Source organism: Streptomyces sp. DH41 (assembly GCF_029813785.1).
Taxonomy (GTDB): Bacteria; Actinomycetota; Actinomycetes; order Streptomycetales; family Streptomycetaceae; genus Streptomyces.
This window is the reverse complement of record NZ_JARVKY010000024.1, coordinates 106,605-122,389: the sequence shown is the minus strand read 5'-3', so window position 1 is coordinate 122,389 and position 15,785 is coordinate 106,605. Positions and strand designations below refer to the sequence as shown.

The 15,785-nt window shown below is 70.8% G+C and carries 12 protein-coding genes; 9 read left to right on the top strand and 3 right to left on the bottom strand.

Going from position 1 to position 15,785, the window contains the following annotated elements; all coding sequences use genetic code 11:
- Positions 1-7: 7 nt before the first annotated feature.
- The 6 genes from QC283_RS31470 (at position 8) to QC283_RS31445 (ending at position 7,848) form a co-directional block, all read left to right on the top strand.
- Positions 8-2,860: a DEAD/DEAH box helicase gene (locus QC283_RS31470; RefSeq protein ID WP_279565131.1), complete on the top strand. Its 2,853-nt coding sequence runs from the start codon at positions 8-10 to the stop codon at positions 2,858-2,860.
- Positions 2,861-3,226: 366 nt separating this feature from the next.
- The gene (locus QC283_RS31465) at positions 3,227-4,849 is read left to right on the top strand and encodes a sensor histidine kinase (protein ID WP_279565130.1); all 1,623 of its coding nucleotides are present in this window, start codon (positions 3,227-3,229) and stop codon (positions 4,847-4,849) included.
- A gap of 26 nt (positions 4,850-4,875) precedes the next feature.
- On the top strand, positions 4,876-5,253 hold the full coding sequence (locus QC283_RS31460; protein ID WP_383528034.1) for a roadblock/LC7 domain-containing protein: 378 nt from the start codon (positions 4,876-4,878) through the stop codon (positions 5,251-5,253).
- Entirely contained in the window at positions 5,250-5,663 is a 414-nt protein-coding gene (locus QC283_RS31455) for a DUF742 domain-containing protein (protein WP_279565128.1), read from the top strand. Before QC283_RS31460 ends, QC283_RS31455 begins: the two co-directional genes overlap by 4 nt.
- Entirely contained in the window at positions 5,644-6,264 is a 621-nt protein-coding gene (locus QC283_RS31450) for a GTP-binding protein (protein ID WP_279565127.1), read from the top strand. Before QC283_RS31455 ends, QC283_RS31450 begins: the two co-directional genes overlap by 20 nt.
- Positions 6,265-6,351: 87 nt before the next feature.
- The gene (locus QC283_RS31445) at positions 6,352-7,848 is read left to right on the top strand and encodes a cytochrome P450 (protein WP_279565126.1); all 1,497 of its coding nucleotides are present in this window, start codon (positions 6,352-6,354) and stop codon (positions 7,846-7,848) included.
- Here QC283_RS31445 and QC283_RS31440 read toward each other — a convergent pair.
- The gene (locus tag QC283_RS31440) at positions 7,842-8,807 is read right to left on the bottom strand and encodes an RluA family pseudouridine synthase (protein WP_279565125.1); all 966 of its coding nucleotides are present in this window, start codon (positions 8,805-8,807) and stop codon (positions 7,842-7,844) included. The genes QC283_RS31445 and QC283_RS31440 overlap by 7 nt on opposite strands.
- A 123-nt stretch (positions 8,808-8,930) precedes the next feature.
- On the opposite strand from QC283_RS31440, the gene QC283_RS31435 reads away from it, so the two are divergent.
- Entirely contained in the window at positions 8,931-9,512 is a 582-nt protein-coding gene (locus QC283_RS31435; RefSeq protein WP_279565124.1) for a GNAT family N-acetyltransferase, read from the top strand.
- Positions 9,513-9,605: 93 nt separating this feature from the next.
- Here the strand turns inward: QC283_RS31435 and QC283_RS31430 are convergent, their stop codons facing one another.
- Positions 9,606-10,451: a siderophore-interacting protein gene (locus QC283_RS31430; RefSeq protein WP_279565123.1), complete on the bottom strand. Its 846-nt coding sequence runs from the start codon at positions 10,449-10,451 to the stop codon at positions 9,606-9,608.
- Positions 10,452-10,695: 244 nt separating this feature from the next.
- On the bottom strand, positions 10,696-11,601 hold the full coding sequence (locus QC283_RS31425; protein WP_279565162.1) for a 5'-3' exonuclease: 906 nt from the start codon (positions 11,599-11,601) through the stop codon (positions 10,696-10,698).
- A gap of 238 nt (positions 11,602-11,839) precedes the next feature.
- Here QC283_RS31425 and QC283_RS31420 point away from each other — a divergent pair, with 238 nt between their 5' ends.
- A complete protein-coding gene (locus tag QC283_RS31420; protein ID WP_279565122.1) occupies positions 11,840-12,928 on the top strand; it encodes a quaternary amine ABC transporter ATP-binding protein in 1,089 nt (362 codons plus the stop codon).
- The gene (locus QC283_RS31415) at positions 12,921-15,536 is read left to right on the top strand and encodes an ABC transporter permease/substrate binding protein (RefSeq protein ID WP_279565121.1); all 2,616 of its coding nucleotides are present in this window, start codon (positions 12,921-12,923) and stop codon (positions 15,534-15,536) included. The genes QC283_RS31420 and QC283_RS31415 overlap by 8 nt, the downstream gene beginning before the upstream one ends.
- Positions 15,537-15,785 lie beyond the last annotated feature (249 nt).

Below are 15,785 nucleotides of genomic sequence, written 5' to 3'. Positions count from 1 at the left end.
CCCGATAATGATCGTCCTGTTGTCAGTGCGGCCCGGTACGCTCGAAAGCACGATGACAGAGGATCTCTCACCGGCCGAGCGGTACGCGGCAGCCCGTCAGCGCGCTGTCGAGCAGGCCACCGCGCTCGCCTCCTTCCGCGAGATGTACGACTTCGGCCTCGACCCCTTCCAGATCGAGGCCTGCCAGGCGCTCGAGGCGGGCAAGGGTGTGCTGGTGGCCGCGCCCACCGGTTCCGGCAAGACGATCGTCGGCGAGTTCGCCGTCCACCTCGCCCTCCAGCAGGGCAAGAAGTGCTTCTACACGACGCCCATCAAGGCGCTGTCGAACCAGAAGTACGCCGACCTGTGCCGTCGCTACGGGGCGGACAAGGTGGGCCTGCTCACCGGGGACAACAGCGTGAACTCCGACGCCCCGGTGGTCGTGATGACCACCGAGGTCCTGCGGAACATGCTGTACGCCGGTTCCCAGACCCTCCTCGGCCTCGGGTACGTGGTCATGGACGAGGTGCACTACCTCTCCGACCGCTTCCGCGGCGCCGTCTGGGAGGAAGTGATCATCCACCTCCCCGAATCCGTGACCCTGGTGTCACTGTCGGCGACCGTGTCGAACGCGGAGGAGTTCGGCGACTGGCTCGACACCGTCCGCGGCCACACCGAGGTGATCGTCTCCGAGCACCGGCCGGTGCCGCTGTTCCAGCACGTGCTGGCCGGGCGCCGGATGTACGACCTGTTCGAGGAGGGCGAGGGCCGTAAGAGGGCCGTCAACCCCGACCTCACGCGCATGGCGCGCATGGAGGCGAGCCGCCCCTCCTACCAGGACCGCAGGCGCGGCCGGGCCATGAAGGAGGCCGACCGGGAGCGGGAGCGCAGACAGCGCTCCCGCATGTGGACGCCGGGCCGGCCCGAGGTCATCGAGCGGCTCGACGCCGAGGGGCTGCTGCCCGCGATCACCTTCATCTTCAGCCGCGCCGCCTGCGAGGCCGCCGTCCAGCAGTGCCTGCACGCCGGGCTGCGGCTCAACGACGAGGACGCGCGGGACCGGGTACGCGCCCTCGTGGAGGAGCGCACGGCCTCCATTCCCACCGAGGACCTGCACGTCCTGGGGTACTACGAGTGGCTGGAGGGCCTGGAGCGAGGCATCGCCGCCCACCACGCGGGCATGCTGCCGACGTTCAAGGAGGTCGTCGAGGAGCTCTTCGTCCGCGGACTGGTCAAGGCCGTCTTCGCGACCGAGACCCTCGCCCTCGGCATCAACATGCCCGCCCGCTCGGTGGTCCTGGAGAAGCTCGTCAAGTGGAACGGCGAGCAGCACGCCGACATCACTCCCGGCGAGTACACGCAGCTCACCGGCCGGGCCGGCCGGCGCGGCATCGACGTCGAGGGCCACGCCGTCGTGCTGTGGCAGCGCGCCATGAACCCCGAGCACCTCGCGGGGCTGGCCGGCACGCGCACGTACCCGCTGCGCTCCAGCTTCAAGCCGTCGTACAACATGGCGGTCAACCTGGTCGAGCAGTTCGGCCGGCACCGTTCGCGAGAGCTGCTGGAGACCTCCTTCGCGCAGTTCCAGGCGGACAAGTCGGTCGTCGGGATCTCCCGGCAGGTGCAGCGCAACGAGGAGGGACTGGAGGGCTACAAGGCCTCCATGACCTGCCACCTCGGCGACTTCGAGGAGTACGCGCGACTGCGCCGCGAGCTGAAGGACCGCGAGACCGAGCTGGCCCGCCAGGGCGCCAACCAGCGGCGTGCCGAGGCCGCCGTGGCGCTGGAGAAGCTGAAGCCCGGCGACGTCATCCACGTGCCGACGGGCAAGTACGCGGGCCTCGCCCTGGTGCTGGACCCGGGCCTGCCCGCCGGGCGGTCCAACGGCCACCGCGGCTTCGAGCACCACGACGGGCCCCGCCCGCTGGTGCTGACCGCCGAGCGGCAGGTCAAGCGGCTGGCGTCGATGGACTTCCCGGTGCCGGTCGAGGCGCTGGAGCGGATGAGGATCCCGAAGTCCTTCAACCCGCGCTCGCCCCAGTCCCGACGCGACCTCGCCTCCGCGCTGCGCACCAAGGCCGGGCACATCCCGCCGGAGCGGGCCCGTAAGAAGCGCTCCCAGGCCGCCGACGACCGGGAGATCGCGCGGCTGCGCAAGGACATCCGCGCCCACCCCTGCCACGGCTGCGACGACCGCGAGGACCACGCCCGCTGGGCCGAGCGCTACCACCGGCTGCTGCGCGACACCTCGCAACTGGAGCGCCGGATCGAGGGCCGTACGAACACCATCGCCCGTACCTTCGACCGGATCGTCGCGCTGCTGACGGAGATGGACTACCTGCGCGGCGACGAGGTCACCGAGCACGGCAAGCGTCTCGCCCGGCTCTACGGCGAGCTGGACCTGCTCGCCAGCGAGTGCCTGCGCGAGGGCGTCTGGGAGGGGCTCTCCCCGGCCGAGCTCGCCGCCTGCGTGTCCGCGCTGGTCTACGAGTCCCGGGCGGCCGACGACGCGATGGCACCGAAGCTGCCCTCCGGCAAGGCCAAGGCCGCGCTCGGCGAGACGGTCCGCATCTGGGGCCGGCTCGACGCCCTGGAGGAGGACTTCCGGATCAGCCAGACGGAGGGCGTCGGCCAGCGCGAACCCGACCTCGGCTTCGCCTGGGCCGCGTACATGTGGGCGTCCGGCAAGGGCCTCGACGAGGTGCTGCGCGAGGTGGAGCTGCCCGCCGGTGACTTCGTCCGCTGGTGCAAGCAGGTCATCGACGTCCTCGGCCAGATCTCGGCCGCCGCGCCCGCCGCGGGCTCGACGGTCCCGAAGAACGCGCGCAAGGCGGTGGACGAACTGCTGCGCGGGGTCGTCGCCTACTCGTCGGTGGGCTAGCCACCGCATACTCCCAAAGGCCCGGCGGCATGCCCGCCGGGCCTCCGCGCGTTCCACAGACCCTCCGGGGCCTCTTTCACTCATCACGGTGAGTGATATTCGTACACCCGCATGGCATTACGGCGAGTGTTCGAATGATTCCCGAGCGTGCAAATGGATCCGAGATTACTCCAGTCCCGGTGTCCGTTTCAGGTGCTTGCTGAATATGACACGGCGATGATCCCCTCGGACTAAGCTCGCCCGCAGCGCACCGAGTTGAGGTGTAATCGCGCGCTTGTTCCCAATGCGCCGAAGATCCCGACAACTCCCAGAGATACCCCGCTGCAAGCTTCCCCATCCCAGCCGATTCGTTTTTCAGAGGCCTACATGGTGAGTGTTGATTCCCCTCCAGGTCGCCGTGAACTTCCCTTCGCGCGAACCCTGTTGCTGCCGGCCATACTGATGGCCGCGGCCACCGGAGCCGCCGTCGCCGTGGTGGCGGAACCGGCCCGGCTCGCCGTCGGCCTGTGCGGTGCCCTCGCCACACTGCTGGTGATCGCCGCGGCGGCCGAAACGGCACGCCGTGGCCGTGCGCTACGGGTCATGCGTGCCGAGCACGCCCGTCACAGCGCGTATCTGGAACGCCGGGCCGCGAGCCACCACGAGGAGATGGTCCGTCTCGGCGGCGAAGTCCTGCCCGACATCCTGGACTTCATGCGAAACGGGAGCACGCCCGAAGAGGTGATGCGCCGCCTCGGCGAGGTGGACCCGTCCTACGTGGAACTCGGTGAGCCGCAGCGCAAAATGATCCGGATGATCTGCGACATCGTCGATCACCAGGACTCCATGCGCGAATCCGCCGAGCGTTCCTTCGTCGACATCGCCCGCCGCGTCCAGGCGATCGTCCACCAGCAGAACAAGGAACTCCGCGAGATGGAGGAGGACCACGGGCGCAACCCGGAGGTCTTCGACGACCTCCTGCGCATCGACCACGGCACCGCCCTGATCGGCCGCCTCGCCGACTCGGTCTCCGTCATCGGCGGCGGCCGGCCCGGACGCCAGTGGCCCAAGCCGGTGGCCCTCTACAGCGTGCTGCGCGGCGCCATGTCCCGGATCCTGCAGTACCGCCGGATCAACCTGGCCTCCATCGCCAAGGTCAACATCAAGGGCACCGCGGTCGAGCCGGTCATCCACGCCGCGGCGGAGCTCCTCGACAACGCCACCCGCTACTCGCCCCCGGGGGCGAAGGTGCACGTCACCGCGACCGAGGTGCAGAGCGGCGTCTGCATCGAGATCGAGGACGCCGGCGTCAGCCTCAGCGAGGAGTCCCGCGCCCGCATCGAAGGGCTGCTGGAGCACGCCAAGCGCGGCACCGACGTCCAGGACCTCGCGCACCACCCGCGCCTCGGCCTGTCCGTGGTGGGCAGGCTGTGCACGCAGTTCGGCATGGACGTGTCGCTGCGGGCCTCCGCGTACGGCGGCGTCCGGGCCATCCTCATCGTCCCCAGCAAGATGATGACCACCGAGCCCGGAGTCGGACTCGCCCACGGTATCGGCGCGACGTCGATCCCCCACCCGGGCCCGGACGCCCTCCCCGGACCCGAGCGCACACCCAAGAAGCGCCGCCCCACCAGCCCCCGTATCCCGGACTCGGTCCTGCTGGAGGACGACGTTCCCGAAGTGACCGAGTGGACGGCGGGCGGACTCCCGCAGCGCCGCAGCCGGGTCAAGATGCCGCTCAGCCAGCGCCTGGCCGAACAGGCGGTGTGGGAGCGGGAGGACGCCGAGCGCGAGGCCCGCCTGGCCGCCGAACGCGCCCGCAACGGCTTCCCGGTGGCCGCGGACCCGGAACCCGAGCCGAAGAAGGACGAAGGGCTCCCGCCGGGGCACTTCATCGGCGCCTTCTGGGAGGGCCTCAAACAGCACTCGGGCAGCGACCAGGCCCACCAGCAGTCCAGCGGCAACGAGCCGGCCCACGCCCCGGCAGACGACGAGGGGGACCTCAAGTGATCGAGCAGCAAGGCAAGTTCGACTGGATGCTCCAGGACCTCTACGACGGTGTCCCGGGCATCGAGATGATCGTGGTGCTCTCCGCCGACGGCCTGCGCATCGCCCGCTACTCCGGAGACCCCGACGCCGCCGACCGGGTCGCCGCGGCCTGCGCGGGACTGCAGAGCCTGGCGAGCGCCGTCAGCCAGGAGATCCCGACCAGCGACGGTGCGATGAAGATGGTCCTCATCGAGATGAACGGCGGCTACTTCTACCTGATGGCCGCCGGCCCCAACGCCTACCTCGCCGTGCTCTCCGACGTCCGCTGCGAGCCCGGCCGGATGGGCCTCAGCATGGCCGACCTGGTCGCCCGGATCGGCCCCCACCTCACCAGTCCGGCCAGGCGCAACGGGCAGACCGTATGACTCCTCCCCAGCGCCAGAGGCGATCTCCCGGACAGGAGCCGTCCGCCGCGTCGACCTCTGCCGCACCGTCCAAGGACGACGGGACCCCCAACCCCGAGCGGCTGTTCGTCATCGGCGGGGAGGGGAGCGGCGAGCGCGCCGACATCGACCTGGTCACCCTGATCGTGGCCCGCGCCGAGCCGCCGGTGTCCGCCACACCGGAACAGGCGGCCCTGCTGCGGCTGTGCGTCGCGCCCCTGTCCGCGGCCGAGCTGTCGGCCTATCTGGGCCTGCCGTTCAGTGTGGTGACCGTGCTGCTCACCGACCTGCTGGCGACGGAACTGGTGCAGGCCCGCGCCCCGATCGTCCGCCAGAAGGTCGCCGACCGAAACCTCCTCGAAGCGGTGATGCATGGACTTCAAAAACTCTGACACGATTCCGGGCCCGCGGACGGAGGACCGGCTGCCGCACACGGCCGAGGCCGCCGTGAAGATCGTCATCGTGGGCGGTTTCGGGGTCGGCAAGACCACCATGGTCGGCTCGGTCAGCGAGATCAGACCGCTGACCACCGAGGAGACGATGACCCAGGCCGGCATCGGCGTCGACGACAACTACGGTTCCGCCTCCAAGACGGCCACCACGGTGGCCATGGACTTCGGCCGCATCAGCATCACCGACCAACTGGTGCTGTACCTCTTCGGCACCCCCGGACAGGAGCGCTTCTGGTTCCTGTGGAACGGCCTGTTCGAGGGCGCGCTCGGCGCGGTGGTACTCGTCGACACCCGCCGCCTCGACGTCAGCTTCGACGTCATGGGGCGCCTGGAGGAGCGTGGTGTGCCCTTCGTGGTCGCCGTCAACACCTTCCCCGACGCGCCCCGTTACCCCGTCGCGGAGCTGCGGGCCGCGCTCGACCTGGCCGAGGAGATCCCCATCCTCGACTGCGACGTGCGGCGCCGCGCCTCCAGCCGGGACGTCCTGCTGACTCTGACGCGCTTCCTGCACTCCATCGCCATGAAGGGCGCGCTCACCTGACCCGGCGCGGCCGTCCCCGACCCGGCACGGCCGCCCGGCCCCTCGAACCCACACGCTTGACCCACACTTCTGTTGCGGAGCGACACTGTGACGCCTGAACGCCACTCCCTGACCGGAACGGGCGACCCCCTGCTCGAACCACCGCCCGGCTGCCCCGCGCACGGCGTCGGACCGGGCGGACTGCACCGGCTGCACGAGGCGGACGACCTGGACGAGCTGTACGAGAAGCTGCGCGAGCGGCACGGACCGGTGGCGCCGGCGCTGCTCCACGACGACGTACCGATGTGGGTGGTCCTCGGGCACGCCGAGAACCTGCACATGGTCAGCACGCCCGCCCAGTTCTGCCGCGACAGCCGCATCTGGACCCCGCTCAACGAGGGCATGGTCAAGCCCGACCACCCGCTCATGCCGCACATCGCCTGGCAGCCCATCTGCTCCCACGCCGAGGGCGACGAGCACAAGCGGCTGCGCGGCGCGGTCACCAGCGCCATGTCCGACATCGACTACCGGGAACTGCGCCGCCACATCAAGCGGTACACCCAGCGCCACGTCAACCGGTTCTGCGAGGCGGGCCGCGCCGACCTCGTCGGCCAGTTCGCCGAACACCTGCCGATGGGCGTGATGTGCCATCTCCTCGGCATGCCGGACGAGTACAACGACCGGATGGTGGAGGCCGCCCGCGACATGCTCAAGGGCACCGAGACGGCGAACGCCAGCCACGCCTACGTCATGGCCGCCCTGGACCGCCTCGCCACCGCCCGCCGGGCCAGGCCCGAGGACGACATCGCCGGCCGCCTCGTCACGCACCCGGCGGGACTCACCGACGACGAGGTCAGGGAGCACCTGCGGGTGGTCCTCATCGCGGCCTACGAGGCGACCGTCAACCTCATCAGCAACGTGCTGCGCGTGGTCCTCACCGACCCGGGTTTCCGCGCCCAGCTCAGCGGCGGTCAGATGACGGTGCCCGAGGCGGTCGAGCAGTCCCTGTGGGACGAGCCGCCGTTCAGCAGCGTCTTCGCCTACTTCGCCAAGCAGGAGACCGAACTGGGCGGCCAGCGCATCCGCGCCGGTGACGGGCTGCTGCTCGGCATCGCGCCCGGCAACGTCGATCCGCGCATCCGCCCCGACCTGGCCGCGAGCATGGAGGGCAACCGCGCCCACCTCGCCTTCGGCGGCGGCCCGCACGAGTGTCCGGGCCAGGACATCGGGCGTGCCATCGCCGACGCCGGGATCGACGCGCTGCTGATGCGGCTGCCGGACGTCCAGCTCGACTGCGACGAGGACGAACTGCGATGGCGGTCGTCGATCGCGTCGCGGCACCTGGTGGAACTGCCGGTCCGGTTCGAGCCGAAGGCCCAGCAGGACATCAGGCAGCAGCCGAGCCACGCCCCGGCACCCGAGCGGCGCACCGGCTGGCACGTCGGCATCCCGCGGCCGGAGGACCGGCCCGAGCCGCAGCTCCCGGCGTACCCGCCGGAGCCCGTGTCGGTGACGGCCGCGGAGCCCCAGCAGGCGCCGGGGTCGGAGCAGCCCCGTCCCCGCGGCGCCTGGCAGCGCTTCCTGCTCTGGTGGCGCGGCTACTGACGGCCGGCGGCCCAGTCCTCGTACGCCGTCCAGGCGTCGAGGGAGCGTCCGCTGCGGAAGCGGTGCTCCCGCCCCGTGACCGGATCGGTGAATCCCAGCTCCCGCGCCAGCAGTTGCAGCGGGCGCCGGAAGTCGCCGGCCGGCACGGGGTCGGTCACCTCGGGGTAGAGGGGGTCGCCGAGGATCGGCACGCCGAGCGCGGTCATGTGGACGCGCAGCTGGTGGGTCTGGCCGGTGCCGGGCACCAGCCGGTACCGGCCCAGGTCGAGGTCGGGGCCCGGGCGGCGCTCGATGAGCTCGACGCGGCTCACCGCGTTCGGCTCCCCCTCGATCTCCCGGGCGGCCAGTACCCCGCGTTCCTTGAGGATCCGGCTGCGTACGGTCCGGGGCAGGACGAGCGCCGGATCGTTCGGGGCGACGGCCTCGTACTCCTTGCGCACCCGCCGGTCGCGGAACAGGCCCTGATACGCGCCGCGCTCCTCGGGACGCACCGTGAACAGGACCAGTCCGGCGGTGAGCCGGTCGAGGCGGTGTGCCGCGCCGAGCGCCGGGACGCCCAGCTCCCGGCGGAGCCGGGCGAGCACGGTCTCGGTGACGTGGCCGCCGCGCGGGGTGGTGGCCAGGAAGTGCGGTTTGTCGGCGACGACGATGTGCTCGTCGCGGTACACGACCTCCAACGGGAAGGGCACCGGCACCTCGGCGGGCAGCTCGCGGTGGAACCACACGAACATGCCGGGTTCGTACGGAGCGTCCGACGGCACGGCCCGCCCGTCCGCCCCGACGAACAGCCCGGCGTCGAACATGCCGCCGACCACGCCGGCGCCCGCGCCGGACAGCCGCTCCGTCAGGTGTTCACGCACCGTGGACCACGGCCCGGCAGCGGGCAGCCGCACCCGCACCGCGTCGATGCCGTCGCGCTGCGGGAGGGGCGAGGGCGGGGGAGGGGTACGGCGTCTCATCGTCTGCCAGCGTACGAGGACGGGCCGGCCGGCGGAAACCGCCGGGCCGGGCGCTGGGAGGCAGCGGGCGGCGACGGGAAAACCGCTGGGCCGTCGGCCGGTCCCGTTGGCAGGATGCGGCCCATGCCCTACCTGACGAGCCCCGTCCTTCCCGCCGGCACCCTCTCCCGCACGCCGCAGCCCACGATCCCCACCGGCGACGGGCTGCTGCTGCGCCCGTGGCGCACCGAGGACGTCCCAGCCGTGCACGCGGCCTTCCAGGACCCGGTGATGCACCAGTGGCACATCCGCACCGCCGACTCCGAGGAGGAGGTGCGTGGCTGGGTCGCCGAGTGGCAGCAGGGCTGGGCCCGGGAGCGGAACGTCCAGTGGGCCGTGGCCGACGCGGCCGACGACCGGCTCCTCGGCCGGGTCGCCCTGCGGGAGGTCGTGCTCGGCGACGGGGTGGCCGAGGTCGCCTACTGGACCACGGCTGCGGCCCGGGGCCGGGGCGTCGCCGCCCGCGCCACGGAAGCGCTCGCCCACTGGGCCCTGGACGAGATCGGCTTCCAGCGCCTGGAGCTCACCCACTCCGTGGGGAACGAGGCGTCCTGCCGGGTCGCGGGGAAGGCCGGCTTCGCCCTGGAGGGCACGAAACGCAGCGCCCTGCTCCACGCCGACGGCTGGCACGACATGCACCTGCACGCACGCGTACGCGGGGACTGATAGGCGGGGGCTGAGGCGCCGGCTCGCCCACACGCCCCGCGTGCGGTCGTGGGCGGCGCGGCGCTACGGCGGGTGAGGGGCCGGTGGTGGCCGCTACGCGGCCGGTGCGGCGCCTTCCTGCTCCGCCTCGATGCGTGCGTTCCAGTCCTGCTTCGAGGCCTGCCAGCCGTCCTCGTTGTGGCCGAGGCGCCAGTAGCCGGAGATGGAGAGGTCCTCGCGGGGGATCTCGCGCTCCATACGGAGGAACCTGCGCAGTTCCTTCACGCAGGCCGCCTCGCCGTGCACGAAGGCGTGCACCCGGCCCTCGGGGAAGTCCAGGCCGCGCAGGGCCTCCACCAGGGCCTGGCCCACCGGACGGGCGCCGCGGTGCAGCCAGACGACCTCCACGTCGGAGTCGATCTTCTGCTCCTCCTGAGCGCCGTCGACCTCGACGAAGGCGAAGGCGCGGGCGCCGTCCGGCAGTGCCTCCAGGGACCGGGCGATCGCGGGCAGCGCGCTCTCGTCACCGGCGAGCAGATGCCAGTCGGCGGTGGAGTCGGGGGCGTAGGCGCCGCCGGGGCCCAGGAAGCGGACGGTCTCGCCCGGCTGGACGCGCTGCGCCCAGGGGCCGGCCAGACCCTCGTCGCCGTGGATCACGAAGTCCAGGGTCAGCTCGCGGAGCTCGGCGTCCCAGTGGCGCACCGTGTACGTGCGGGTCACCGGCCACTGGTCGCGGGGGAACTCCTCGCGGATCCGCTCCATGTCGAAGGGCTCCGGATAGGTCGCGCCCCCGGCGGGGAAGAGCAGCTTCACGTAGTGGTCGGTGCAGGTGTCCGCCGGCAGCCCGGCGAGTTCCTCGCCGCCGAGCACCACGCGCTGCATGTGCGGGGTCAGCCGCTCGGTGCGGACCACCTGTGCGGTGTGCGGCCTGCGCGGCTTGCGAGCCGGACGGTCTGCCATGACGGCCTCCCTGATCCCTGCGTGAGGGCTCCCTGAGTTAGGTTCACCTAAGTTAGCATCCCCGCCCCACACGGCACGTCATGGAGGGGTGCCCCATGAAGCCCCCACGCGCAAGGTACGACTTCCCCCGGGCAGGGCACCGATTCACCCTGCGGGCATCGCCTGCCCGGCGGTGCGACGCGGGCCGGCGTGGACCCGGACCAGGGCCGGCGCGGACCCGGTCCCGGGCCGGCGCCGGACCGGCTCAGGCGGTGAGTGTCGTCAGCAGTCGCTGCAGTGACCCACCCAGGCCCCAGCGAGCCGCCAGTTCGTCCAGGGCCGCCGCGTCGTGCGGGGCGTGCGGCAGCGCGGTGCCCACGTCCGGCAGCGGGACGTCGTCGGCGACCCGGACGACCTTCGGGGCGACCGCGAGATACGGGCGCGCCTCGGTCAGCCGCTTGCGCTGCGAGGGCGTGAGCTTCGCCTTCGGATCGTCCACGGCCGCCTGGATCCCGGCCAGGTCCCCGAACTCGGCGAGCAGTTTGGCCGCCGTCTTCTCGCCGATGCCCGCCACGCCCGGCAGGCCGTCGCTAGGGTCGCCCCGCAACAGCGCCAGGTCGGCGTACCCGCGGCCGTCGACGCCGTACTTCTCGCGCAGCGCGGCCTCGTCCGTGAGGTGGAGCGTGCCGACGCCCTTGACCGGGTAGAGCACGCGCACGCCACGGGCGTCGTCGACGAGCTGGTAGAGGTCTCGGTCGCCGGTGACGATGTCGACCGGGCCGGTGGCCCGCGCCGTGTACGTGCCGATGACGTCGTCCGCCTCGTACCCGGCCACACCGACGCGGGCGATGCCGAGGGCGTCGAGGACGTCCTCGATGACCGGCACCTGGGGCGAGAGCGTGTCGGGTACCTCCTCGGTGTCCGGGCCCTCGGTGGTCTCCTCGGCGACGCGGTGCGCCTTGTAGGTGGGGATCAGCTCCACCCGCCACCGCGGGCGCCAGTCGGCGTCCATGCAGGCGACCAGATGGTCGGGCCGGTGGTCCTTCACCAGGCGGTCGATGAAGTCGAGGAGTCCGCGCACGGCGTTCACCGGCGTGCCGTCGGGGGCCTTCACCGAGTCCGGCACGCCGAAGTAGGCGCGGAAGTAGAGGGAGGCGGTGTCGAGAAGCATCAGTCGTCCGGTCACGCCTCGCATCATGCCGCAGGACACATGGACGGATGGTGGAGGACGTGTGAACTGGGTCACTCATGCGTTTGGGTCGGGACGATCAGGGCAGGCGCGCACCCGGGCAGAAGGTTGTTGATTCCTTCAACTGTTAGCGAGTCTTCGTAACGCTGAGTCGCTGCACGCTGAGTCGCGTCAACCAGTCTTCACGCCCCTGTCCCTGCCCCCTATGCAAGAGGTAAGCGTGTCAGCCAGGCTAGAGGCCGAAAACCTGTACAAGGTCTTCGGCAAAAAACCGGACCAGGCAGTCGATCGACTGCGCAAGGGAACCAACCGCGAGGAACTGCGCGCCGACGGCACCACGGCCGCCGTCATCGACGCGTCCTTCACCGTGGAACCCGGGGAGATCTTCGTGGTCATGGGCCTGTCCGGGTCCGGCAAGTCCACGCTCCTGCGCATGCTCAACGGTCTGTCGGAGCCGACCGCCGGGCGCGTCCGCTTCGGGGGACAGGACCTGACCGAACTCAGCGACCGCGAACTGCGCGAGGTCCGCTCCAAGCAGATCAGCATGGTCTTCCAGCACTTCGCGCTCTTCCCGCACCGCAGCGTCCGTGACAACGCCGCCTACGGTCTCGAAGTGCAGGGCGTGCCCCGCGCCGAGCGCGAACGCCGCGCCGACGAGGCGCTCGCCCTGTGCGGCCTGGCCGGCTGGGAGAAGTCCTGGCCCGACGAGCTGTCCGGCGGTATGCAGCAGCGTGTCGGCCTCGCCCGCGCGCTCGCCACGGACGCCGACCTGCTGCTGATGGACGAGTCCTTCAGCGCCCTCGACCCGCTGATCCGCCGCGACATGCAGGACCAGCTGCTCGACCTGCAGAAGACCCTGAAGAAGACCATCGTCTTCATCACCCACGACCTCAACGAGGCCATGCGCCTGGGCGACCGCATCGCCGTGATGCGCGACGGCGAGATCGTGCAGATAGGCACCGCGCAGGACATCCTGATACGTCCCGCCAACGACTACGTCGCCTCCTTCACCCGGGACGTCGACCGCTCCCGTGTGCTCACCGCGGGCTCCGTCATGGAGACGGAGACGCGCGGCGACGAGGCCGACTGCGGCTGCGAGACCGCCACGCCCGACACGTCGTTCGCCGAGCTGTGCGCGATCAGCGCCCGTGTCTCCCACTCGGTGGCGGTGCTCGACAGCGACCGCGCGCTCGTCGGCGTCGTCCCGGCCCGGCGGCTCGTCGGCTTCCTCGGCGACGAGGACACGGTCCCCGGTGTCTGCGACACCCCGCGGGACAAGGGCGGCGAGAAGGTGATGTCCCGTGCCTAGAATCCCCCTCGGTGACTGGGTCAACAGCACCGTCGACTGGCTGCTCGACAACGTCTCCTGGCTCTTCGGCTTCCTCGAGACCATCTTCACCGGCGCCTACGACGGCATCAACGCCGTCCTCCAGGCCCCCCAGCCGCTGCTGCTCGCCGGCATCTTCGCCGTGGTGGCCTTCTGGCTGCGCGGCACCTTCGCCGGTGTCCTCTCCTTCGCCGGGTTCGCCTTCATCGAGTCCCTCGGTCTGTGGGAGAACTCGATGGTGACCCTGGCGCTCCTGCTGGTCGCCACGATCATCGCCCTGATCATCTCGGTGCCGGTGGGTATCTGGGCGGCCCGCTCCGACCGGGTCAGCGCGTTCGTCCGGCCGGTGCTGGACTTCATGCAGACACTGCCCGCGATGATCTACCTCATCCCGGCGATCCTGTTCTTCGGGACCGGCTCCGCCCCGGGCATCGTGGCCACCCTGATCTTCGCGCTCGCCCCCGGCGTGCGCATGACCGAGCTGGGCATCCGGCAGGTCGACAAGGAGCTGGTCGAGGCCGCCGAGGCCTTCGGCACCACCCCCCGCAACACCCTGCTGCGGGTCCAGCTCCCGCTCGCGCTGCCCACGGTGATGGCGGGCGTCAACCAGGTCATCATGCTCGGCCTGTCCATGGCCGCGATCGCCGGCATGGTCGGCACCGGCGGACTCGGCGGCGACGTCATGGAGTCCATCGGCCAGCTCAACGTCGGCCTCGGCGCCGAAGCCGGTCTCGCCATCGTGATCCTCGCGATCTACCTGGACCGCATGACCAGCGCGCTCGGCACCCACGTCTCGCCGCTGGGCCGCCGCGCCGCCGCCAAGGTCCGCGCCGCCCAGGGCCTGAAGATCTGGTCCTACCGCCCCCAGCCGCAGGTCGCCGTGATCGGCATCGTGATCCTCGGCCTGGTGGCCGGCGGCATGGGCGTCTTCGGCGGGTCCGACGACTCGAAGTCCGTCGCCGACGGCAAGAACGTCGGCGAGGGCAAGAAGGTCAGCCTCGGCTACGTCCCCTGGGACGAGGGCATCGCCTCCACCTACCTGTGGAAGGAGATCCTCGAACAGCGCGGCTACGAGGTGGAGGCCAAGCAGTTCGACGCCGGGCCGCTCTACACCTCCCTGGCCCAGGGCGACATCGACCTCGTCACCAACTCCTGGCTGCCGACCACCCACGAGCAGTACTGGAAGAAGTACGGCGAGAACCTCGACGACCTCGGCTCCTGGTACGACGAGACGACCCTCGAGCTGACCGTCCCCGCCTACATGAAGGACGTCAACTCCCTGGCGGACCTCAAGGGCAAGGCCGGCCTGTTCGACGGGAAGATCACCGGCATCGAGCCCAGCGCCGGCGAGATGGCCCTGCTGAAGAGCAAGGTCCTCAAGGAGTACGGCCTGGACAAGGAGTACAAGGTCGTCGACAGCTCCACCCCGGCGATGCTGGCCGAGCTGAAGCGGGCGATGAGCAAGAAGGAACCGATCGTCGTCACGCTCTGGTCTCCGCACTGGGCGTACAACGACATGGAGCTGAAGAAGCTCAAGGACCCCAAGGGCGCCTGGGGCTCGGGCGACGGCGTGCACACGCTGTCCCGCAAGGGCTTCGCCGGCGACAACCCCACCGTCGCCAAGTGGCTCAAGGACTTCTCGATGACCGAGAAGCAGCTCACCAGCCTCGAGGCCGAGATCAACAAGGCCGGCAAGGGCAAGCAGCAGGACGCCGTCCGCACCTGGCTGGGGGCCAACCCGGGCATCGTCGACGAGCTCGCCCCGGTCCAGGGCGGCGCCGGTGCCACCCCGGCCGAGGCCGAGCGCCCGCTGGACGTCGCCTGGTTCCCCTGGGAGGAGGACGTCGCCGTCACCTACCTGTGGAAGAACGTCCTGGAGCGGCGCGGCTACGAGCTGAAGCTGAAGCAGATGGACGTCGGTCCCGTCTACACGGGCCTGGCCTCCGGCGACCTCGACCTCAACTTCGACGCCTGGCTGCCCTACGCCCAGAAGAACTACTGGGACAAGCACAAGAACGACCTCAACGACCTGGGCACCTGGTACGAGCCGACCTCCCTGGACATCGCGGTCCCCGCGTACGTGAAGGACGTCAAGTCGATCGCGGACCTCAAGGGCAAGGGCGACGTCTTCGACGGGAAGATCATCGGCATCGAGCCCGGCACCGGTCAGATGCAGCTGCTCAAGAACGAGGTCATGCCGGGCTACGGCCTGGAGGACGAGTACAAGGTCGTCGACGGCTCCACGCCGGCGATGCTGGCCGAGCTGAAGCGCGCCCTCTCCAAGAAGGAGCCGATCGCGGTCGTCCTGTGGTCGCCGCACTGGGCGTACAGCGACTACGAGCTGACCAAGCTGAAGGACCCCAAGAAGGCCTTCGGTGAGGGCAACACGATCCGCACCATCTCCAGCAAGGCGTTCCCCGAGCAGTACCCGCAGCTCACCGAGTGGATCAAGGGCTTCCACATGACCGAGGACGAGCTCGGCACCCTGGAGGCCGAGATCAAGGACCGCGGTCAGGGCAAGGAGGAGGAAGCCGTCGCCGCCTGGCTGGAGGAGCACCCGGACATGGTCGGCCGGATGACCCCGCAGTAACACCCGGTAGCACGGCACCGGTACGGGCTCCCGTACCGACCGCCCCCGAGGGGTGGGCCCGGCACGCGCCTCCTGACAGGGCGCGGCCGGGCCCACCCCTCGAGCCGTCCGCGACCGGGACACGGTAAGGATTTGGCCAACCACGGAGCGCCAACCCCCTGCCTGAGCCCGCGTCGCCGAGGCGTGAGGGGCTGGCGGGAACACGGAGGGCGCTCCGCGCCTTGAACGGATGAGGTGCACGGTGCGTCG